Here is a 15,637-nt window from a genome sequence, read left to right as displayed (position 1 = left end):
GTGAGGGCCTGGCGTTCAGAGGTGGAAGCACCGGCTCTCGCCGGGCCGGATCGTCGCCGCGGTGCCGCGCAGGCGGATGCGGACCGGCTCCTGGCGGTCCCGGTGCAGGCTGACCGTGACGGTGCGGCGGTCGACGGCGACGGTGAGGCCCCAGTGGCCCCGGTAGCGCAGGTCCAGCTCCAGCCGGCCGAGGGCGGACGGCAGGTGCGGGTCCAGCCAGAGGGCGTCCTCGCGGACCTCCAGGCCGGTGTAGCAGCGCTGCAGCAGGTCCACCGCGCCCGCCATGGCGCCCAGGTGGACGCCCTCGGCCGTGGTGCCGTGCTGGCTGTCCCGGAGGTCGGCCACCAGGGCGTCGCGGAAGTGGTGCCAGGAGGCGCGGCGGTCGCAGCGGGTGAGCACCCAGGCGTGCACCACCGAGCTGAGCGTCGAGCCGTGGACGGTGCGCCGCAGGTAGTAGTCGGTGGTCCGGCGCAGCAGCTCGTGGCCGGCCGGGTGGCCGAGGCGGCGCAGCAGGTCGCGGACCTCCCGGGCGGAGAACAGGAACCAGAGCATCAGCGCGTCGGCCTGCTTGGACGCCTTGTAGCGGTTGACGGTGTCGCCCTCGGCCTCCAGGATCCGGTCGAGCCGGCGCAGGTCCGGGTAGCGGCGCCGGTAGCCCGGCCAGTCGAGTTCGGCGAGGCGTTCGTAGCCGTCGAACTGGCTCAGGACGCCGTCGTGGAACGGGACGTGCAGGTGCCGGCCGACCTCCTGCCAGCGGTCCAGCTCCCCGGTGTCGAGCGCCAGGCGCTCGCGCAGCTCGTCGCGGCGGTAGCCGGGCAGGACGTCCAGGGCGTCCTGGGCGCGGGCCAGCACCCAGGACGCCAGCACGTTGGTGTACGCGTTGTCGTCCAGCCCCGGCCGGGTCTGCCCGGGGTAGCCGTCGTGGTACTCGTCGGGGCCCAGCACCCCGCGGATGGACCAGCGTCCGCGGGCCGGGTCGTGGACAGCCGCGGAGGACCAGAACCGGGCGATCTCCAGGAGCATCTCGGCGCCGGCGGTGGCGAGGAACTCCCGGTCCCCGGTGGACTGGTAGTACTGCCAGATGTTGTACGCGACGGCCGAGCCGACGTGCCGCTGGAGGTGGCTGTGGTCGGGCAGCCAGCGGCCGGACAGCGGGTTGAGGTGCAGCTGCTGGGACTCCTCGCGGCCGTCCTGGGCGCTCTGCCACGGGTAGGCCGCACCGTGCAGCCCGAGTGCCCGGGCCTGGCGGCGGGCGGCGTCCAGGCGGCGGTGGCGGTAGCGGAGTACGGCGCGGGCCAGCTCCGGGAAGCGGAGGTTGAGCAGCCGCAGGACGAACAGCTCGTCCCAGAAGACGTGTCCCCGGTAGGCCTCCCCGTGCAGCCCCCGGGCCGGGATGCCGACATCCAGGTCGACGGAGTGCTCGGAGTGGCTCTGGAGCAGGTGGAACAGGTTCAGGTGCAGCGGGCCGACCCCATCGAACTCGGCCTCGATCCGGCAGCGGCGCCACAACTCCGCCCAGCGCAGAGCGTGTTCGGCGAGCAGCCGGTCGAAGTCCCCGGCCTCGGCGGCGAGCAGCCGGGAGGCGAGCAGCGGGGTCTCGACCGCCCGGTCGCGGGACGTGTGCACGGCGACGGTCTTCGTCACCGTGACGGGCCGGCCCGCCGCGGCCTCCAGGGTGAGGACGCGGGCCACCCAGCCCTCGCGGCACTCGGTCCTCGCCGTGTGCTCCCGGTCGGTGGCGGTGCGGGCGCAGAGCGCGATCCGCAGGGGCGAGTTGACCGCGTCGGCTTCGAGCCGGAGCAGTCCGGTCCCGTCCGCCCCCTGACCGGCCGGGACGAGGTGGCGCTCGGCCAGTCCCCGGTAGCGGGCGACCCCGGTGTTGGCGACGCGGCCGTCCAGCCCGGAGCGGACCTCCAACGAGCCGGACCAGTTCTCCGGGGTGAAGGTGCTCTCCAGCGCGAGCAGGTGCGGCCGGGCCTGGCTGGCGAGCCGGCGCTGCGCCAGCCGGGTCCGCCGCCCCTGCCCGTCGACCACGAGGGCGGTGCGGGTCAGCAGCCCCCGGCGCAGGTCCAGTTCCAGCGTCTGCTCGGCGGGCGGTCCGGAGAACCACGCGCCGCCGGCCGGGCGGAAGGTCAGCGGCAGCCAGTTCGGGCAGTTGACCAGGTCCTCGTTGGTGACCGCGCGCCCCGCGACCGTCGACTCCGCGCGGTCGTAGCAGCCGGCCAGGTACGTCCCCGGGTAGTGCACCCCGTCGGCGACGGACTCCGGTGCGGCGCCCCGGCTGACCAGGTAGCCGTTGCCGACCGCGCACAGCACCTCCCGCAGTCCTTCCTCGGCCGGGTCGAAGCCCTGGTAGCGGAGGGTCCACGGGTCGGGCATGTCGGGATACCCCGCGGGTGGGTCTGCTGCCACGACGTGACCTCCGTGCCGAGCGGTCTGCCTCCAGTCTGCGCACGGCGGCGCCGGGCCGCCTCACCGCGGTCCGCAGGGCCGCCGCAGGGCGTCCGCCCGGCCGCCACAGCGCCGTCCGCCGGACCGGGCGGGGCCGGTCGGCCCTTCCACCGCTCCGGGCGGGCACGGACGCTGGAGACGGAGACAGGAGGTGCGCCATGTCGACCGTCCACCCGCCGCTCGCCACCGCCGAGGCCCTGCTGGCCGACGGCACGACCGTGGAGCTCCGGCCGATCGGGCCGGACGACCACCGCGCGGTGCTCGACCTGCACGCCGCCGGGATGTCCGAGGAGAGCCGTCGGATGCGGTTCTTCGGGGTCAGCCGCAACGCGCCGCAGCAGGCCGCCGACCGGCTGTGCGGTCCGCCGCGCACCGGTCTTCTGGTGCTCGGCGCGTGGGCGGGGGAGGAGCTGATCGGCGAGGCGGACTGCGAGCTGCTGGACGAGCCGCCGGAAACGGCCGAACTGGCCCTCGCGGTGGCCGACCACTGGCACCACCGGGGCGTCGCCACCCTGCTGCTGGAACACCTCGTGCACGCCGGCCGGGCCGCCGGCATCCGGTTCTTCGAAGCCGACACCCTGGGCGGCAACCACGCCGTCCACCAGGTCTTCGCCGACCTCGGCCTGCCCGTCGAGCGCCGCTACGCCCACGGCGAGGTCAGGGTCCGGGTGCCCCTGGACGAGGGCGACGAGCGCTACCGCTCGGCGGTGGACGAACGCGGGCGGCGCGCCGACGTGGCCAGCCTCGCCGCACTGCTGCGCCCGGCCTCGGTCGCGGTGGTCGGGGCGTCCCGGCGGGAGGGCTCGGTCGGACGGACCGTCCTGACGAAGATCCGGCAGGGCGGCTTCGCCGGTCCGCTCTGGGCGGTCAACCCGCACGCCGACGAGATCGGCGGCGCGCCCGCCTACCCGTCCGTCTCCGCGCTGCCCGCCGTACCGGACCTCGCCGTGCTGGCCGTGCCCGCCGGCGCCGTCCCCGCAGTGGCCGAGGAGTGCGGCACCGCCGGAGTGCGGGCACTGGTGGTGCTTTCCTCCGGGCTCGGCGCACAGGAGGCCCGCCGGCTGATGCGGGCCTGCCGTCGGCACAGCATGCGCGTGGTCGGGCCGAACAGCCTCGGCACGGCACAGACCGATCCGGCCGTCCGGCTGGACGCCGAGTTCGGCGGCGCCTTCCCCCGGCCCGGCACCGCCGGGGTGGCGGTACAGAGCGGCGGGGTGGGGATCGCGCTGCTGTCGCGGCTGGCCTGGCTGGGCATCGGGGTGTCGAGCTTCGTCTCGCTCGGCGACAAGTACGACGTCAGCGGCAACGACCTGCTCCAGTGGTGGGAGGCGGACGACCGGACCGACCTCGCGCTGCTCCACCTGGAGTCCTTCGGCAACCCGCGCGCCTTCGCCCGCACCGCACGCCGGGTGACCAGGAGCATCCCGGTGCTCACCGTCGACGCCGGCCGCTCGACAGCCGGCCGCCGGGGCGCCGCCTCGCACACCGCGGCCGCCGCCACCCCCACCGTCACCCGGGAGGCGCTGTTCCGGCAGGCGGGCATCACGGCCACCCGCAGCATCGACGAACTCGTCGAGGCCGCCGCCCTGTTGCACGCCCAGCCGCTGCCCGGCCCGCGAGGCGCGGTCGCCGTGGTGTCCAACGCCGGCGGCATCGGTGTCCTCGCCGCCGACGCCTGCGCCGAGGCCGGACTGGAACTGCCGGAACTCCCGGCGGAACTCGGCAAGCTGCTGCCGCCCGGCGCGTCCGTCCGCAACCCGGTGGACACCACGGCGGCGGTGGGGCCGACCGAACTCACCCTCTTCCTCCGGGCGTTGGAACGCGAGGAGGCCGTCGACGCGATCCTGGTGTGCCTGGTGCCGACGGCGCTGGGAACCACCCCCGCCCAGGACCCGGTGCGCGCCCTGCTGGAGGGCCCGGCCCGGCGCCGCGTGCCCATCGCCGCCGTGCTGCTCGACCAGCAGGTGCCCGTGCGCTACCGCACCTGCGCGGACGGCGGTGTGCTGCCCGCCTACTCCGACACCCTCGCCGCCGCCCGCGCACTCGCCCACGCCCGGGACCGCGCCCGCCGGCTCGCCGAGGCCCCCTCCGTCCCCGCCGGCGCGCCGGACTGCGACCGTCGCACCGCGCGCAGCCTGATCGACGGCCACCTCACCGCCCACCCCGACGGAGGCTGGCTCGACCCGCTGTCCACCGCCGACCTGCTGGAGGCCTACGGGCTGCCGCTGACCAGCTCGGTGTGGGCCCGCGACGAGGAGGCGGCGGTCGCCGCCGCGAACGGGCTGCGCCTCCTCGGGCACGAGCGGAAGGTGGCGCTGAAGGCCTACTGGCCCGGGCAGGTGCACAAGAGCGTGCTGGGCGCCGTCCGTACGGGCCTCGGCACCGAGGCCGAAGTGCGCTCCGCCTACCGGGAGTTCACGGACGGGTTCGGTGCCGAGCTGGTCGGCGCGGTGGTCCAGCCGATGGCGGAGCCGGGTGTCGAGCTGCTCGTGGGTGTCGTCCAGGACCGGGTCTTCGGGCCGCTCGTGGTGGTCGGGGCGGGCGGCACGGCCGCCGACGTGCTGGCCGACCGGTCGGCCCGGCTCGCCCCGCTGAGCGAGCGCGATCTGACCACCATGGTCGCCGAACTCCGCAGCGCGCCACTGCTGTCGGGCAGCGCCGGGGCGCCCGCCGTGGAGCTCGCGGCGCTCCGGTCCGTACTGGCCCGGCTCTCCCGCCTGGCCGACGACTTCCCGGAGCTCGTCGAGGCCGACCTCAACCCCGTCATCCTGCGCCCCGACGGTGCGGTCTGCGTGGACGCCCGGGTACGGCTGGAACGCCGCCCGTCCTTCGACCCCTACCTGCGGCGGCTGCGCCGCCCAGCGGCCGCCGAAGGGGAGTGAGCCCCGTGAATCACAGCATCCTCGACGGCACGGCGGCCGACACCTTCCCGTCGTGCGGCCCCGCGCGGCCGGCCGGCGGCCCGACCCGGGTCGGCGACTGCATGAGCCACCCCGGCATCGCCGTCACCTCCGGCACCGACTTCGCCACCGTCACAGCCGTGCTGGGCGCCTCCCGACGCGGCATCGTGCCCGTGGTCTCCCCGGACGGCACCGTCATCGGGGTGGTCACCGTCTCCGACCTCCTCACCGCCTATGCGGAGGAGGACCCGCAGCAGGAGCTGCTCGCCCGGGACCTGATGGCCGCCCCGGCGGTCACCGTAACCGAGGCGACGCCCCTCTCCGACGCCCTCGCCCTGCTGACCCGCGAAGGACTGCACCACCTGCCCGTGGTGGACGCCGAAGGCCGCCTCGTCGGCCTGCTCACCTCGCACGACCTGCTCGACGCCCTGCGCCGCGAGGACGAGGCCATCCGCTCCGAGGCCCTCGCCCTCGCCCTCACCCCCGGCAGCGGCGTCGTCCCCGGCTCGCTCCACGTCCGCTGCGAACGCGGCCTGGTCTCGGTCACCGGCCGCACCCGCACCCGCCGTGACGCCGCCGCCCTCTGCCTCCGACTCGCCCAGCTCGACGGCCTCACCGCCCTGACCGACCACCTCACCTGGGACCTCGACGACACCGGGCCGGTGCCGACCGTCTGAGGCCACCGGAGCAGGACCCGCTCGCCCGAGCGGGGGATCACGGCCGCCAAGCCGAGTTCGCGGTCGATCCGGTCGCGCGGGGGCCTGCCTCGGGCCCGCCGTGGACGCGGTGGACCGCGCTCGGCGGCGGGGCCGGCCGCAGGGTGGGGGGCTCGTGCTCGGCCGCCGCGGGCACCGTCCGGGCCCGGTCGCCCGGGCGGTGCTCCGCGGTGCCTGGTACCCGGTCGCCGTCGCGCCGCGCGGCTGACGCGCTGCGTGGAGAGGGGCGGGCACGGAGAATCGGTGGTGTCAACGCCCCGCGCGCCCCAGGGAGCAGGCCATGGACACGCCCCAGCCCGTACGGGTGTTCCTGCTGGACGACCACGAGGTGGTCCGCCGGGGCGTCCGCGACCTCCTGGAGAGCGAACCCGACATCGAGGTCGTCGGCGAGGCGGGCACCTGCGCCCAGGCGCTCGCCCGGGTGCCCGCGCTGCGCCCGGACGTCGCGGTGCTCGACGTACGGCTCCCGGACGGAGACGGAGTGACCGTCTGCCGGGAACTGCGCGACCGGATGCCCGGGCTGGCCTGCCTGATGCTGACCTCCTTCGACGACGACGACGCCCTGCTCGACGCGATCATGGCCGGTGCGGCCGGCTACGTCCTCAAGCAGGTCAAGGGTGCCGAACTGGTCGGCGCGGTCCGCACGGTGGCCTCCGGCCAGTCGATGCTCGATCCGGCCACCACCCGCAAGCTGATGGAGAGCCTGCGCCACCACGAGCAGAGCGAGACCGACGCCGCGCTCGCCGGGCTCACCCCGCGCGAGCGGGAGATCCTCGCCCTGGTGGGGGAGGGCAGGACGAACCGCCAGATCGGCCAGGAGCTCTACCTCGCCGAGAAGACCGTGAAGAACCACGTGTCGCGCCTGCTCGCCAAACTGGGCGTCGAACGCCGCCTCCAGGCCGCCGTCATCGCCGCCCACGCCGACCCCGAACAGCACCACCAGCGCCCGCACTGAGCCCCGGCGGGGGCCGGGCGGGCCCGCAGAAGGAGCCGAACGGCCCAAGCGGCACACCGCGCCCAGGCCGCACCGTGGAGGTGATCCACCCTCCCGTCACGGCCCGAGGAGACGGCGATGACGTACTGGAACGACGGGGGCATGAACGGCTGGGGCATCGGTCTGATGACCGTGGGCACGCTGCTCCTCTGGGCACTGGCGGTCCTCGGTGTGATCGCCCTGGTCCGGTACCTCGGCCGGACGGCCCCGCACGGCCCGGCAGACTCCGGCTGACGACGAACCCCGGGAGGCGGCCATGCCCACCCTCGCCCTCGACGCGCCCACGCTGGAGAAGCTCGTCTCCGCGGCGGTCGCGGCACCCTCGATCCACAACAGCCAGCCCTGGCGCTTCCGTCTCCAGCCGGACACCTCGACCCTGGAGGTCCGGGCCGACCGCAGCCGGGCCGTGACGGCCGCCGACCCCCAGGGGCAGGCCCTGCACATCTCCGTCGGCGCGGCCGTCCTCAACCTGAGGGTCGCGGCCCGCCACCTCGGCTGGGCGCCCGACGTCCGCCTGCTGCCCGACCCGGCCGAGCCCGACCTGTTCGCCGCGGTCCGGCTCGACACCCAGGCCCCCGCGCCGGCCCCCGGTACGGAGAAGCTCTACGAGGCGATCTGGCGCCGGCACTCCATCCGCACGCCGTTCACCGACGTGCCGGTCCCGCGGGCCGTCCTCGACGAACTGGCCGACGCCGCCCGCGCGGAGGACGCCGCGCTCCACCTGCCCGACCACGCGGAGACCGCCCGGCTGCTCCACCTCACCGCCGAGGCCGAGCGCCGCAGCACCACCGACGAGGCCCAGCGCGCCGAGAGCCGCAGCTGGATCCGCACCGGCGACGCACCGCCGTACGGCATCCCGGCCCGCGCGCTCGGCCCCCAGGACCTGGCCGGCCGCCTGCCGATGCGCGACTTCTCCGCCATCCGCGCGGCCGAGCACCGGGCTCCGGCCCTCTTCGAGCGCGAGCCCCGCATCGCCGTCCTCACCACCGACCACGACACCCCCGAGGACTGGCTGCGCGCCGGCCTCGCGCTGGAACACGTCCTGCTCGCCGCCACCGTCCACGGCGTGCGCGCCTCCCTGCTGCACCAGGCCATGGAGTGGCCCTACCTGCGCTGGGAGGCACGCGACCCGCACCAGCGCCCCGGCCACGTCCAGATGCTGATCCGCCTCGGTTACGGCCCCGAGGGCGCCCGGACGCCCCGCCTGGCACCCGGCGAGGTACTGGACGACGGCTGACGCCTACTCCAGGGGCACCCGCCAGACCAGCTCGGTGCCGCCCCCGGGGCGCCGGCCGGCGGTGAAGGTGCCGCCCAGGGCGGCGGCCCGGTCGGCGAGGTTGGCGAGTCCGCTGCGATGGCCGCCCTCGGGGAGGCCGACCCCGTCGTCGGTGACGGTGAGGGTCAGGTCGGTCTCGGCGGTGACGGTGGCCGTGACCGTGTGGGCCCTGGCGTGGCGGGCGGCGTTGGACAGGGACTCCTCCAGGACGGCGACCGCCGCGTCCGCGACCTCGGCGGGCACCGTGACGTCCAGCAGGCCGGTCATCCGCAGAGCCGGGGCGAAGCCGAGTGCACGGGCGGCCCGTTCGACCACCCCGACGATCCGGGCGCGCAGGCCGCCCGCCGCCGGGCCGCGCTCGCGCAGGCGCAGGCCGAAGATGGTCGCGCGGATGGTCCTGGCAGTCTCGTCCAGGTCGTCGATCGCCCGCAGGACGCGGTCCGTCGCCTCGGGGTGCTCGATGAAACGGGTGGCTCCCTGGAGGGTCATGCCGGTGGCGAAGAGCCGCTGGATGGCCAGGTCGTGCAGGTCACGGGCGATCCGGTCGCGCTCCCGCAGCAGCGCGACCTGCTCGGAGTCGCGGCGGCGCTCGGCGAGTTCCATCGCCACCGCCGCCTGGCCCGCGAAGCCGAGCAGAGGACTGGACCCGTCCTCCTCGAACAGCGGCGCACCGGCCGACCGGGCCAGCAGCAGCACGCCCCGGATGCCGCGCTCGGCGGTGCCGACGGGCACCGCGACCGCCGGGCCGAGACCTTTCCAGCGCGGCGGCCCCGCCGTGATCCGGGGGTCCCTCCGGACGTCGGGGCTCACCACGAGCCCGCCGGTGCGGAAGGCCGCACCCATGAACGAGCCCTCGACCGGCAGGACCAGGCCACGGTGCTCCTCCTCGCCGAGGCCGACCGCGATCCGCACCTCGAGCTCGCCGGTCCCCGGCAGTGGCACGGCGACGACGGCGAGGTCCGCGCCGGCGATCCCGCTCGCCCGGGCCACCAGCAGGTCCAGCACCTCCTGCTCGCCGCTGCCGGACAGCAGGCTGCTGGTCACCTCGGCGCTCGCCTCCAGCCAGCGCTGCCGCTGGCGGGCCCGCGCGTAGAGGCGGGCGTTGTCGATCGCCACCCCGGCGGCCACGGCGAGGGTGGCGAGCACCGACTCGTCCTCCGCGTCGAAGTCGCCTCCGCCGCGTTTCTCGGTCAGGTAGAGGTTGCCGAACACCTTGTCCCGGATCCGGATCGGCACCCCCAGGAAGCTGCGCATCGGGGGATGGTTGGCCGGGAAGCCGTAGGAGGCCGGATGGTCGGAGAGCCGGCCGAGCCGCAGCGGTTCGGGGTGGCGGATCAGCTCGCCGAGGATGCCGTGCCCGGAGGGCAGGTCGCCGATCAGCTTGACCTGCTCGTCCGTGACGCCGACCGGGATGAACTGGGACAGCCGCTGGTCCTCGCCGATCACGCCGAGCGCGCCGTACTCGGCGTCCACCAGGGTGACCGCGGCCTCCACGATGTGCTGGAGCGCCTGGGTCAGTTCCAGGTCGCGGCCGACCGCCAGCACCGCCTCCAGCAGGCTGTGCACCCGGTCCCGGGTGCCACGGGCGGCGTCCAGCCGGGCCTGGAGCTCCGCCAGGAGTTCGTCCAGCCGCAGGTCGGGCACGGGGGCGGAACTCTCCGATGCGCTGCCCAAGGGGTCCTCCCTGGCTCGCCCCCGATGCCCCCTGACCAGCGTAGGCGCGCAGGCCACGACCCGGCGGACGCAAGGGGGTCCATCGGCCCACCGGGAGCACCCCAGCGGCCCCCTGGCGAGGGGCGTGTCCGGGGGGAACGCTGGAGGTGCGGGCGGAACCGCCCCGGCTCCGCCCTCCGAGAGGAGTGATCGCGGCATGAGGGCGCTCACCTGCCACGGACCCGGCCGCCGCACCTGGCGCGATGTCCCCGATCCGACCCTCCGGGACTCGGAGGAGCAGCCACCATGACCATCCATCCCGATCCGGCCGACATCACCCACCGGATCGTCCGACGGCGCGAGCAACTCGGCCTGACCGAAGGGATGCTGGCCCACCGGGCCGCCATGTCGCCCGCCTACCTGCGGCAGGTCCTGTGCTCCGGGCCGGAGTTCGACCCGCCGGGGTTCGTCCGGATCGCCGCCGTGCTCGGACTGACCTGGCCGGAGCTGCTGTCCGGCCGACGCGAGGACGCCCCACCGGGGCAGACCGAGGCCGGCCCGCACGCCCGGCTCCTGTGTCTCACCGAGCCGCAGTGCTGGGAACTGCTCGGCACCCACGGCATCGGCCGGGTGGGCCTGCCCGGCTCGTCGGCGCCCGTCGTGCTCCCGGTCAACTACGTGGTGGACGACCGGACGATCGCCTACCGCACGGCCCCCGGAGACGCCGCCGCCCCCGACGAGGGCTCACCCGTCTCCTTCGAGGTCGACCGCATCGACGAACACCGCCGCCAGGGCTGGAGCGTCCTCGTCCTCGGCGAGGCCCATCACGCCGGCACCCCGGACGAGGAGCAGCACCTCTCCACCCTCCCGGGCTCCACCCCGTGGGCCGGTGGATCCCGTCCCCTGTGGGTGCGTATCCGCCCGGCCGGCATCACCGGACGCCGCATCGACGGAGGGTGAGCGCTGCCGGCCGTCGGCCGTCGGCGGGGACGGCAGACCCCGTGCACGAACGCGGGGACCGGCGGACAGTGGGATGACGGAAAGCGCGCGCCGGGCCGGCACCGACGGTGAACCGGAGGTAGGGCCGATGGACACCACGGCAGCACCGCTCGTGGAACTGGACGAACGTGGTCTCGCCGAGCTGGTCGCGGCCCTGCGGCAGCGGGGCTTCACCGTGATCGGGCCCACCGTGCGGGACGGCGCGATCGTTCTCGCCGAACTGGCCTCGGCCGGCGAGCTGCCGTACGGCTGGGGCGTCGAGGCCGACGCCGGCACCTACCGGCTGCGCCGGCGCAACGACCGGGCGGCGTTCGCCCACTCCGCCGGGCCGCAGTCCTGGAAGACCTTCCTGCACCCGCCCCGGGCCCGGCTCTGGCAGGCCGACCGGTCCGAGGACGGGACGGTCACGGTCCGGGAGGAGGACGACCCGCCGCCCCGCTACGCCTTCCTCGGCGTGCGCCCCTGCGACCTGCGCGCGATCGCCGTCCAGGACCGGGTGCTGACGGGCGGCGCGTACGCCGACCCGGTGTACGCGCCGCGGCGTGCCTCCGCCTTCATCGTCGTGGCCGAGTGCACCGAGCCCAGTGCGGTCTGCTTCTGCGTCTCGATGGGCACCGGCCCAGGGCTGCCGGAGGGGTCGTCGTACGACCTGGCGCTCACCGAGACCGTCGAGGCGGGCGGTCCGCGCTACGTGGTCCGGGCCGGCAGCGCGGACGGCGAGGAGGTCCTGGCGGGGCTGCCCGGCCACCCCACCGACGGCGAGCACGCCCGGGCCGCCGTCGCCGAGGCTGCCGGACGGATGGGCCGGAGCATGGATCCCACCGACCTGCGCGCGCTGATGGCCGGGACGATGACGGCCGAGCGCTGGGACCAGGTCGCGAACCGCTGCCTGACCTGCGGCAACTGCACCATGGTCTGCCCCACCTGTTTCTGCACCACCACCGAGGAGGTCACCGACCTCACCGGCGACCACGCCGAGCGGTGGCGGCGCTGGGACTCCTGCTTCGACCTCGACTTCTCCTACGTGCACGGCACCGGCCCGGTCCGCGCCTCCGCCCGCAGCCGCTACCGCCAGTGGCTCACTCACAAACTCGGCACCTGGCACGACCAGTTCGGCTCCTCCGGGTGCGTCGGCTGCGGGCGCTGCATCGCCTGGTGCCCGGTCGGGATCGACCTGACCGAGGAGGTCGCCGCCCTACGGGCCGAGGCGGCGACGACCGGGGGAGCGACCACCGAGGGAGCACCATGACGCACGCGACCACCCCCGTTCCGTACCGGGTACGGGCCCGCCACCGCGAGACCGCCGACACCGCCACCCTCGACCTGGTACCGGCCGCCGAACCCCTGCGCCCGCTCCGCCCCGGGCAGTACGCGATGCTGTACGCCTTCGGTACCAGTGAGATCCCGCTGTCCACCAGCCGGATCGACGGCGCCGTGCTGAGCCACACCGTGCGCGCGGTCGGCAAGGTCAGCGAGGCACTCTGCCGGGCGGAAGCAGGTGACTGGATCGGTGCCCGCGGTCCGTACGGCAGGGTCTGGGGGAGTCCGCCGCCGGACAGCGACGTGCTGGTCGTGTCCGGCGGCATCGGGCTCGCCCCGCTGCGCCCGCTGATCGAGGAGACCGTCGCCCGGGCCGGGCAGCTCGGCAGGGTCTCGGTGCTCACCGGATTCCGCAACCCGGGTGAGCAACTGTTCCTCGACGACCTGCCGCGCTGGCGCTCGGCCGTGGACGTCCTGGTCACCGTGGACCGCCCCGAGCCCGGCTGGCGCGGTGGAACCGGCCTGGTCACCGGCCTGCTCGACCGCGTCGCGCTCCGGCCCGAGCGCTGCGCGGCCTACCTCTGCGGCCCGGAGGTGATGATGCGCGCCACCGCCCGGGAGCTGTTGCGCCGGGGCATCCCCGCCGACCGGATCCGGGTCTCGCTGGAACGCGACATGCGCTGCGCCACGGTCTGGTGCGGCCACTGCCAGCTCGGCCCCGTCCTCGTCTGCCGGGACGGTCCGGTCTTCGGCTGGGACCACGCCGAGGGCCTGCTGGCCACGCCGGAGAGGTGAGCACCATGGGCACCCCGCGCCTGGCGGTGTGGAAGTTCTCCTCCTGCGACGGCTGCCAGCTCACCCTCCTCGACTGCGAGGACGAACTCCTCGCACTCGCCGGGAGGATCGAGATCGGGTACTTCCTGGAGGCCTCCAGCCGTGAGCTGCCGCCGCCCTACGACCTCTCCCTGGTCGAGGGCTCCATCGCCACCGCCGCGGACCTGGAACGCATCCGGCGGGTGCGCGAGCAGTCCCGGTACCTGGTGACCATCGGCGCCTGCGCCACCGCCGGCGGTGTCCAGGCGCTGCGCAACCTGGTGAGCCTGCCCGAGTACCAGGCCGTCGTCTACGCCCGCCCCGAGTACGTCGACAGCCTCGAAGACTCCACCCCGGTCTCCGCCCACGTGCCGGTCGACCTGGAACTGCGCGGCTGCCCGATCGACAAGCGTCAACTGCTGGAGGTCGTCACCGCCTACCTGGCCGACCGCAAGCCCGACGTCCCCACCCACAGCGTCTGCTTCGAGTGCAAGCTGCGCGGCACCACCTGCGTCACCGTCGCCCACGGCACCCCGTGCCTGGGCCCGGTCACCCAGGCCGGCTGCGGAGCGCTGTGCCCGGCGTACGGGCGCGGCTGCTACGGCTGCTTCGGGCCCATGGAGACACCGAACACCCACGCCCTGCTGCCGCTGCTGCGGCGCGACGGCGTGGCGGAGGCGGACGCCGCCCGGCTCTACCGTACCTTCAACGCCGAGGCCCCCGGCTTCGCGGAAGCGGCCCGACAGGCGACGGAGGACACCGGATGACCCACCGTACCCAACGTCTGCTGACTGTCGGTGCGTTGGCCCGCGTCGAGGGCGAGGGCGCGTTGCACGTCTCGGTCCGCGGCGACGAGGTGGAGAGCGTCCGGCTGGCGATCTACGAACCCCCGCGCTACTTCGAGGCGCTGCTCCGCGGCCGCCGGTACACCGAGCCGCCCGACCTCACCTCGCGCATCTGCGGGATCTGCCCGGTGGCGTACCAGATGACCGCCTGCCGCGCCGTGGAGGACGCCTGCGGGGTCGAGGTGGGCGGCCAACTCGCAAGGCTGCGCAGGCTCTTGTACTGCGGGGAGTGGATCGAGAGCCACGCCCTGCACATCCACCTGCTGCACGCCCCCGACTTCCTGGGCCTGCCCGACGCGCTCGCGCTGGCCCGCAGCGATCCTGCGCTGCTGCAACGCGGCCTGCGGCTGAAGAAGGCCGGCAACGAGATCGTCGAGGTCCTCGGCGGGCGGGCGATCCACCCGGTCAACGTCCGGCTCGGCGGCTTCCACCGGCTCCCGACGCGCGCCGAACTCGACCACCTGTCAGCGGTCCTGCGCCAGGCGCGGGTCGACGCCGAGGACACCCTCGGCTGGGTGGCCGGGTTCGACTTCCCGCCGCTGACGGTCCGGAACGAGCTGCTCGCGCTCAGCGACCCGGACGGCTACGCCATCGACTCCGGGACGCCCACCGGCGCCCTCGCCGGCCCGTTCGGCGTGGCGGAGTTCGAACAGCACGTCCGCGAGCACCAGGTGCGGCACTCCACCGCCCTGCACGCCACGCTCGACGGCCGGCCCCACCTCACCGGGCCGCTCGCCCGCTGGAACCTCGGCAGCGGACGCCTGCCCGCCGGAATCCGCGACCTGGCCGCCGAGGCCGGGCTCGGCCCGCACTGCGACAACCCCTTCCGCACCATCGTGATCCGCGCGGTCGAGGTGCTGTGGGCCGTCACCGAGGCGCAGCGGATCATCGAGCAGTACGCACCGCCGCCCGCTGCGGCCGTTCCGGTCCCACCCCGGGCGGGCTCCGGGTACGGCGCGACCGAGGCGCCCCGAGGGCTGCTCTACCACCGGTACGACATCGACGAGGCGGGGCTCGTCCGGCTGGCCGTCATCGTCCCGCCCACCGCACAGAACCAGACCGCGATCGAAGCCGACCTCCGGGCGTTCATCCGGCCTCGACTGCACCTGGACGACACCGAGCTGACCCGGCAGTGCGAGCAGGCGATCCGCAGCTACGACCCGTGCATCTCCTGCGCGGCGCACTTCCTCACCCTCACCGTGGAGCGGAGTTGACGGACATGGACAGCGGGCGGGTCGTCGTCATCGGCGTCGGCAACGAGTACCGCCACGACGACGGCGCCGCGGTGGCCGTCCTCGCCGAACTCGCGACCGCGGGCCTGGCTGCCGACCGGCTCACCCTGTGCGACGGCGAGCCCACCCGGCTGATGGGGCTGTGGGAGGGCGCTGACCTGGCCGTCGTCGTCGACGCGGTGCACGGCCACCCCGGCGAGCCGGGCAGGATCCACTCGGTGACCGTCGACGCCGACCACCTGCTCGCCGACCCCCTCGTGGACGAGGAGGCGGCGGTGGGCACCCACGGCCTCGGCCTCGGGCACGGTATCGCGCTGGCCGCCGCCCTGGGCCGGCTGCCGCGCGAACTGCGGATCATCGCGGTGGAGGGCGCCGACTTCTCGATCGGCGAGGGTCTGAGCCCGGCCGTCACCGGCGCCCTGCCCGGCGTCGTCGCGGAGGTCCGCCGGGCGGTGGACGCGTACCGGGAGCACGGGCCCCGGCCGTGATCCGGGTGTC

At 75.1% G+C, this 15,637-nt stretch carries 13 protein-coding genes; 11 read left to right on the top strand and 2 right to left on the bottom strand.

Going from position 1 to position 15,637, the window contains the following annotated elements; genetic code table 11:
* Positions 1–15 precede the first annotated feature (15 nt).
* Entirely contained in the window at positions 16–2,379 is a 2,364-nt protein-coding gene (locus ACIRRH_RS28330) for a glycoside hydrolase family 65 protein (RefSeq protein ID WP_403073060.1), read from the bottom strand.
* 230 nt (positions 2,380–2,609) lie between these two features.
* Between ACIRRH_RS28330 and ACIRRH_RS28325 the strand changes: the two genes are divergently transcribed.
* The 5 genes from ACIRRH_RS28325 (at position 2,610) to ACIRRH_RS28305 (ending at position 8,298) form a co-directional block, all read left to right on the top strand.
* Positions 2,610–5,333, top strand: coding sequence for a GNAT family N-acetyltransferase (locus tag ACIRRH_RS28325; protein WP_403073058.1), 2,724 nt, complete (start codon positions 2,610–2,612; stop codon positions 5,331–5,333).
* Positions 5,334–5,338: 5 nt separating this feature from the next.
* Positions 5,339–6,028 carry an HPP family protein gene (locus ACIRRH_RS28320; RefSeq protein WP_403073055.1) on the top strand — a complete coding sequence of 230 codons (690 nt, stop codon included), beginning with the start codon at positions 5,339–5,341 and terminating at the stop codon, positions 6,026–6,028.
* Between the two features lie 319 nt (positions 6,029–6,347).
* Entirely contained in the window at positions 6,348–7,022 is a 675-nt protein-coding gene (locus ACIRRH_RS28315; protein ID WP_403073053.1) for a response regulator, read from the top strand.
* 117 nt (positions 7,023–7,139) lie between these two features.
* Positions 7,140–7,295 carry a hypothetical protein gene (locus ACIRRH_RS28310; protein WP_403073050.1) on the top strand — a complete coding sequence of 52 codons (156 nt, stop codon included), beginning with the start codon at positions 7,140–7,142 and terminating at the stop codon, positions 7,293–7,295.
* Between the two features lie 22 nt (positions 7,296–7,317).
* Complete coding sequence (locus tag ACIRRH_RS28305) at positions 7,318–8,298, top strand: Acg family FMN-binding oxidoreductase (protein WP_403073048.1); 981 nt, start codon at positions 7,318–7,320, stop codon at positions 8,296–8,298.
* 3 nt (positions 8,299–8,301) lie between these two features.
* Here the strand turns inward: ACIRRH_RS28305 and ACIRRH_RS28300 are convergent, their stop codons facing one another.
* Positions 8,302–10,011 (bottom strand): GAF domain-containing protein, encoded by a 1,710-nt coding sequence (locus ACIRRH_RS28300; RefSeq protein WP_403073046.1) that lies wholly within the window; start codon positions 10,009–10,011, stop codon positions 8,302–8,304.
* A gap of 285 nt (positions 10,012–10,296) precedes the next feature.
* Here ACIRRH_RS28300 and ACIRRH_RS28295 point away from each other — a divergent pair, with 285 nt between their 5' ends.
* The 6 genes from ACIRRH_RS28295 to ACIRRH_RS28270 all read left to right on the top strand — a co-directional run bounded on the left by ACIRRH_RS28295 (position 10,297) and on the right by ACIRRH_RS28270 (position 15,627).
* Complete coding sequence (locus tag ACIRRH_RS28295) at positions 10,297–10,950, top strand: helix-turn-helix domain-containing protein (RefSeq protein WP_403073043.1); 654 nt, start codon at positions 10,297–10,299, stop codon at positions 10,948–10,950.
* Between the two features lie 127 nt (positions 10,951–11,077).
* The gene (locus tag ACIRRH_RS28290; RefSeq protein ID WP_403073040.1) at positions 11,078–12,238 is read left to right on the top strand and encodes a 4Fe-4S dicluster domain-containing protein; all 1,161 of its coding nucleotides are present in this window, start codon (positions 11,078–11,080) and stop codon (positions 12,236–12,238) included.
* Positions 12,235–13,044: an FAD/NAD(P)-binding protein gene (locus ACIRRH_RS28285; protein WP_403073037.1), complete on the top strand. Its 810-nt coding sequence runs from the start codon at positions 12,235–12,237 to the stop codon at positions 13,042–13,044. Before ACIRRH_RS28290 ends, ACIRRH_RS28285 begins: the two co-directional genes overlap by 4 nt.
* A 5-nt stretch (positions 13,045–13,049) precedes the next feature.
* Positions 13,050–13,829, top strand: coding sequence for an oxidoreductase (locus ACIRRH_RS28280; RefSeq protein WP_363388267.1), 780 nt, complete (start codon positions 13,050–13,052; stop codon positions 13,827–13,829).
* Entirely contained in the window at positions 13,826–15,121 is a 1,296-nt protein-coding gene (locus ACIRRH_RS28275) for a Ni/Fe hydrogenase subunit alpha (RefSeq protein WP_403073034.1), read from the top strand. The genes ACIRRH_RS28280 and ACIRRH_RS28275 overlap by 4 nt, the downstream gene beginning before the upstream one ends.
* A gap of 5 nt (positions 15,122–15,126) precedes the next feature.
* On the top strand, positions 15,127–15,627 hold the full coding sequence (locus ACIRRH_RS28270; protein ID WP_403073110.1) for a hydrogenase maturation protease: 501 nt from the start codon (positions 15,127–15,129) through the stop codon (positions 15,625–15,627).
* Positions 15,628–15,637 lie beyond the last annotated feature (10 nt).

Source organism: Kitasatospora sp. NPDC101235, assembly GCF_044767505.1.
In the GTDB taxonomy this organism is placed as follows: domain Bacteria; phylum Actinomycetota; class Actinomycetes; order Streptomycetales; family Streptomycetaceae; genus Kitasatospora.
Note: the sequence above shows the minus strand (reverse complement) of the source record. Positions and strands in the feature narration are given on the sequence as shown.

Excerpts from the sequence above, each read along its gene's own strand:
- ACIRRH_RS28330 (WP_403073060.1), bottom strand. The coding sequence starts at position 2,379 with ATGCCCGACCCGTGGACCCTCCGCTACCAGGGCTTCGACCCGGCCGAG.
- ACIRRH_RS28325 (WP_403073058.1), top strand. The coding sequence starts at position 2,610 with ATGTCGACCGTCCACCCGCCGCTCGCCACCGCCGAGGCCCTGCTGGCC.
- ACIRRH_RS28315 (WP_403073053.1), top strand. The coding sequence starts at position 6,348 with ATGGACACGCCCCAGCCCGTACGGGTGTTCCTGCTGGACGACCACGAG.
- ACIRRH_RS28310 (WP_403073050.1), top strand. The coding sequence starts at position 7,140 with ATGACGTACTGGAACGACGGGGGCATGAACGGCTGGGGCATCGGTCTG.
- ACIRRH_RS28305 (WP_403073048.1), top strand. The coding sequence starts at position 7,318 with ATGCCCACCCTCGCCCTCGACGCGCCCACGCTGGAGAAGCTCGTCTCC.
- ACIRRH_RS28295 (WP_403073043.1), top strand. The coding sequence starts at position 10,297 with ATGACCATCCATCCCGATCCGGCCGACATCACCCACCGGATCGTCCGA.
- ACIRRH_RS28290 (WP_403073040.1), top strand. The coding sequence starts at position 11,078 with ATGGACACCACGGCAGCACCGCTCGTGGAACTGGACGAACGTGGTCTC.
- ACIRRH_RS28285 (WP_403073037.1), top strand. The coding sequence starts at position 12,235 with ATGACGCACGCGACCACCCCCGTTCCGTACCGGGTACGGGCCCGCCAC.
- ACIRRH_RS28280 (WP_363388267.1), top strand. The coding sequence starts at position 13,050 with ATGGGCACCCCGCGCCTGGCGGTGTGGAAGTTCTCCTCCTGCGACGGC.
- ACIRRH_RS28275 (WP_403073034.1), top strand. The coding sequence starts at position 13,826 with ATGACCCACCGTACCCAACGTCTGCTGACTGTCGGTGCGTTGGCCCGC.
- ACIRRH_RS28270 (WP_403073110.1), top strand. The coding sequence starts at position 15,127 with ATGGACAGCGGGCGGGTCGTCGTCATCGGCGTCGGCAACGAGTACCGC.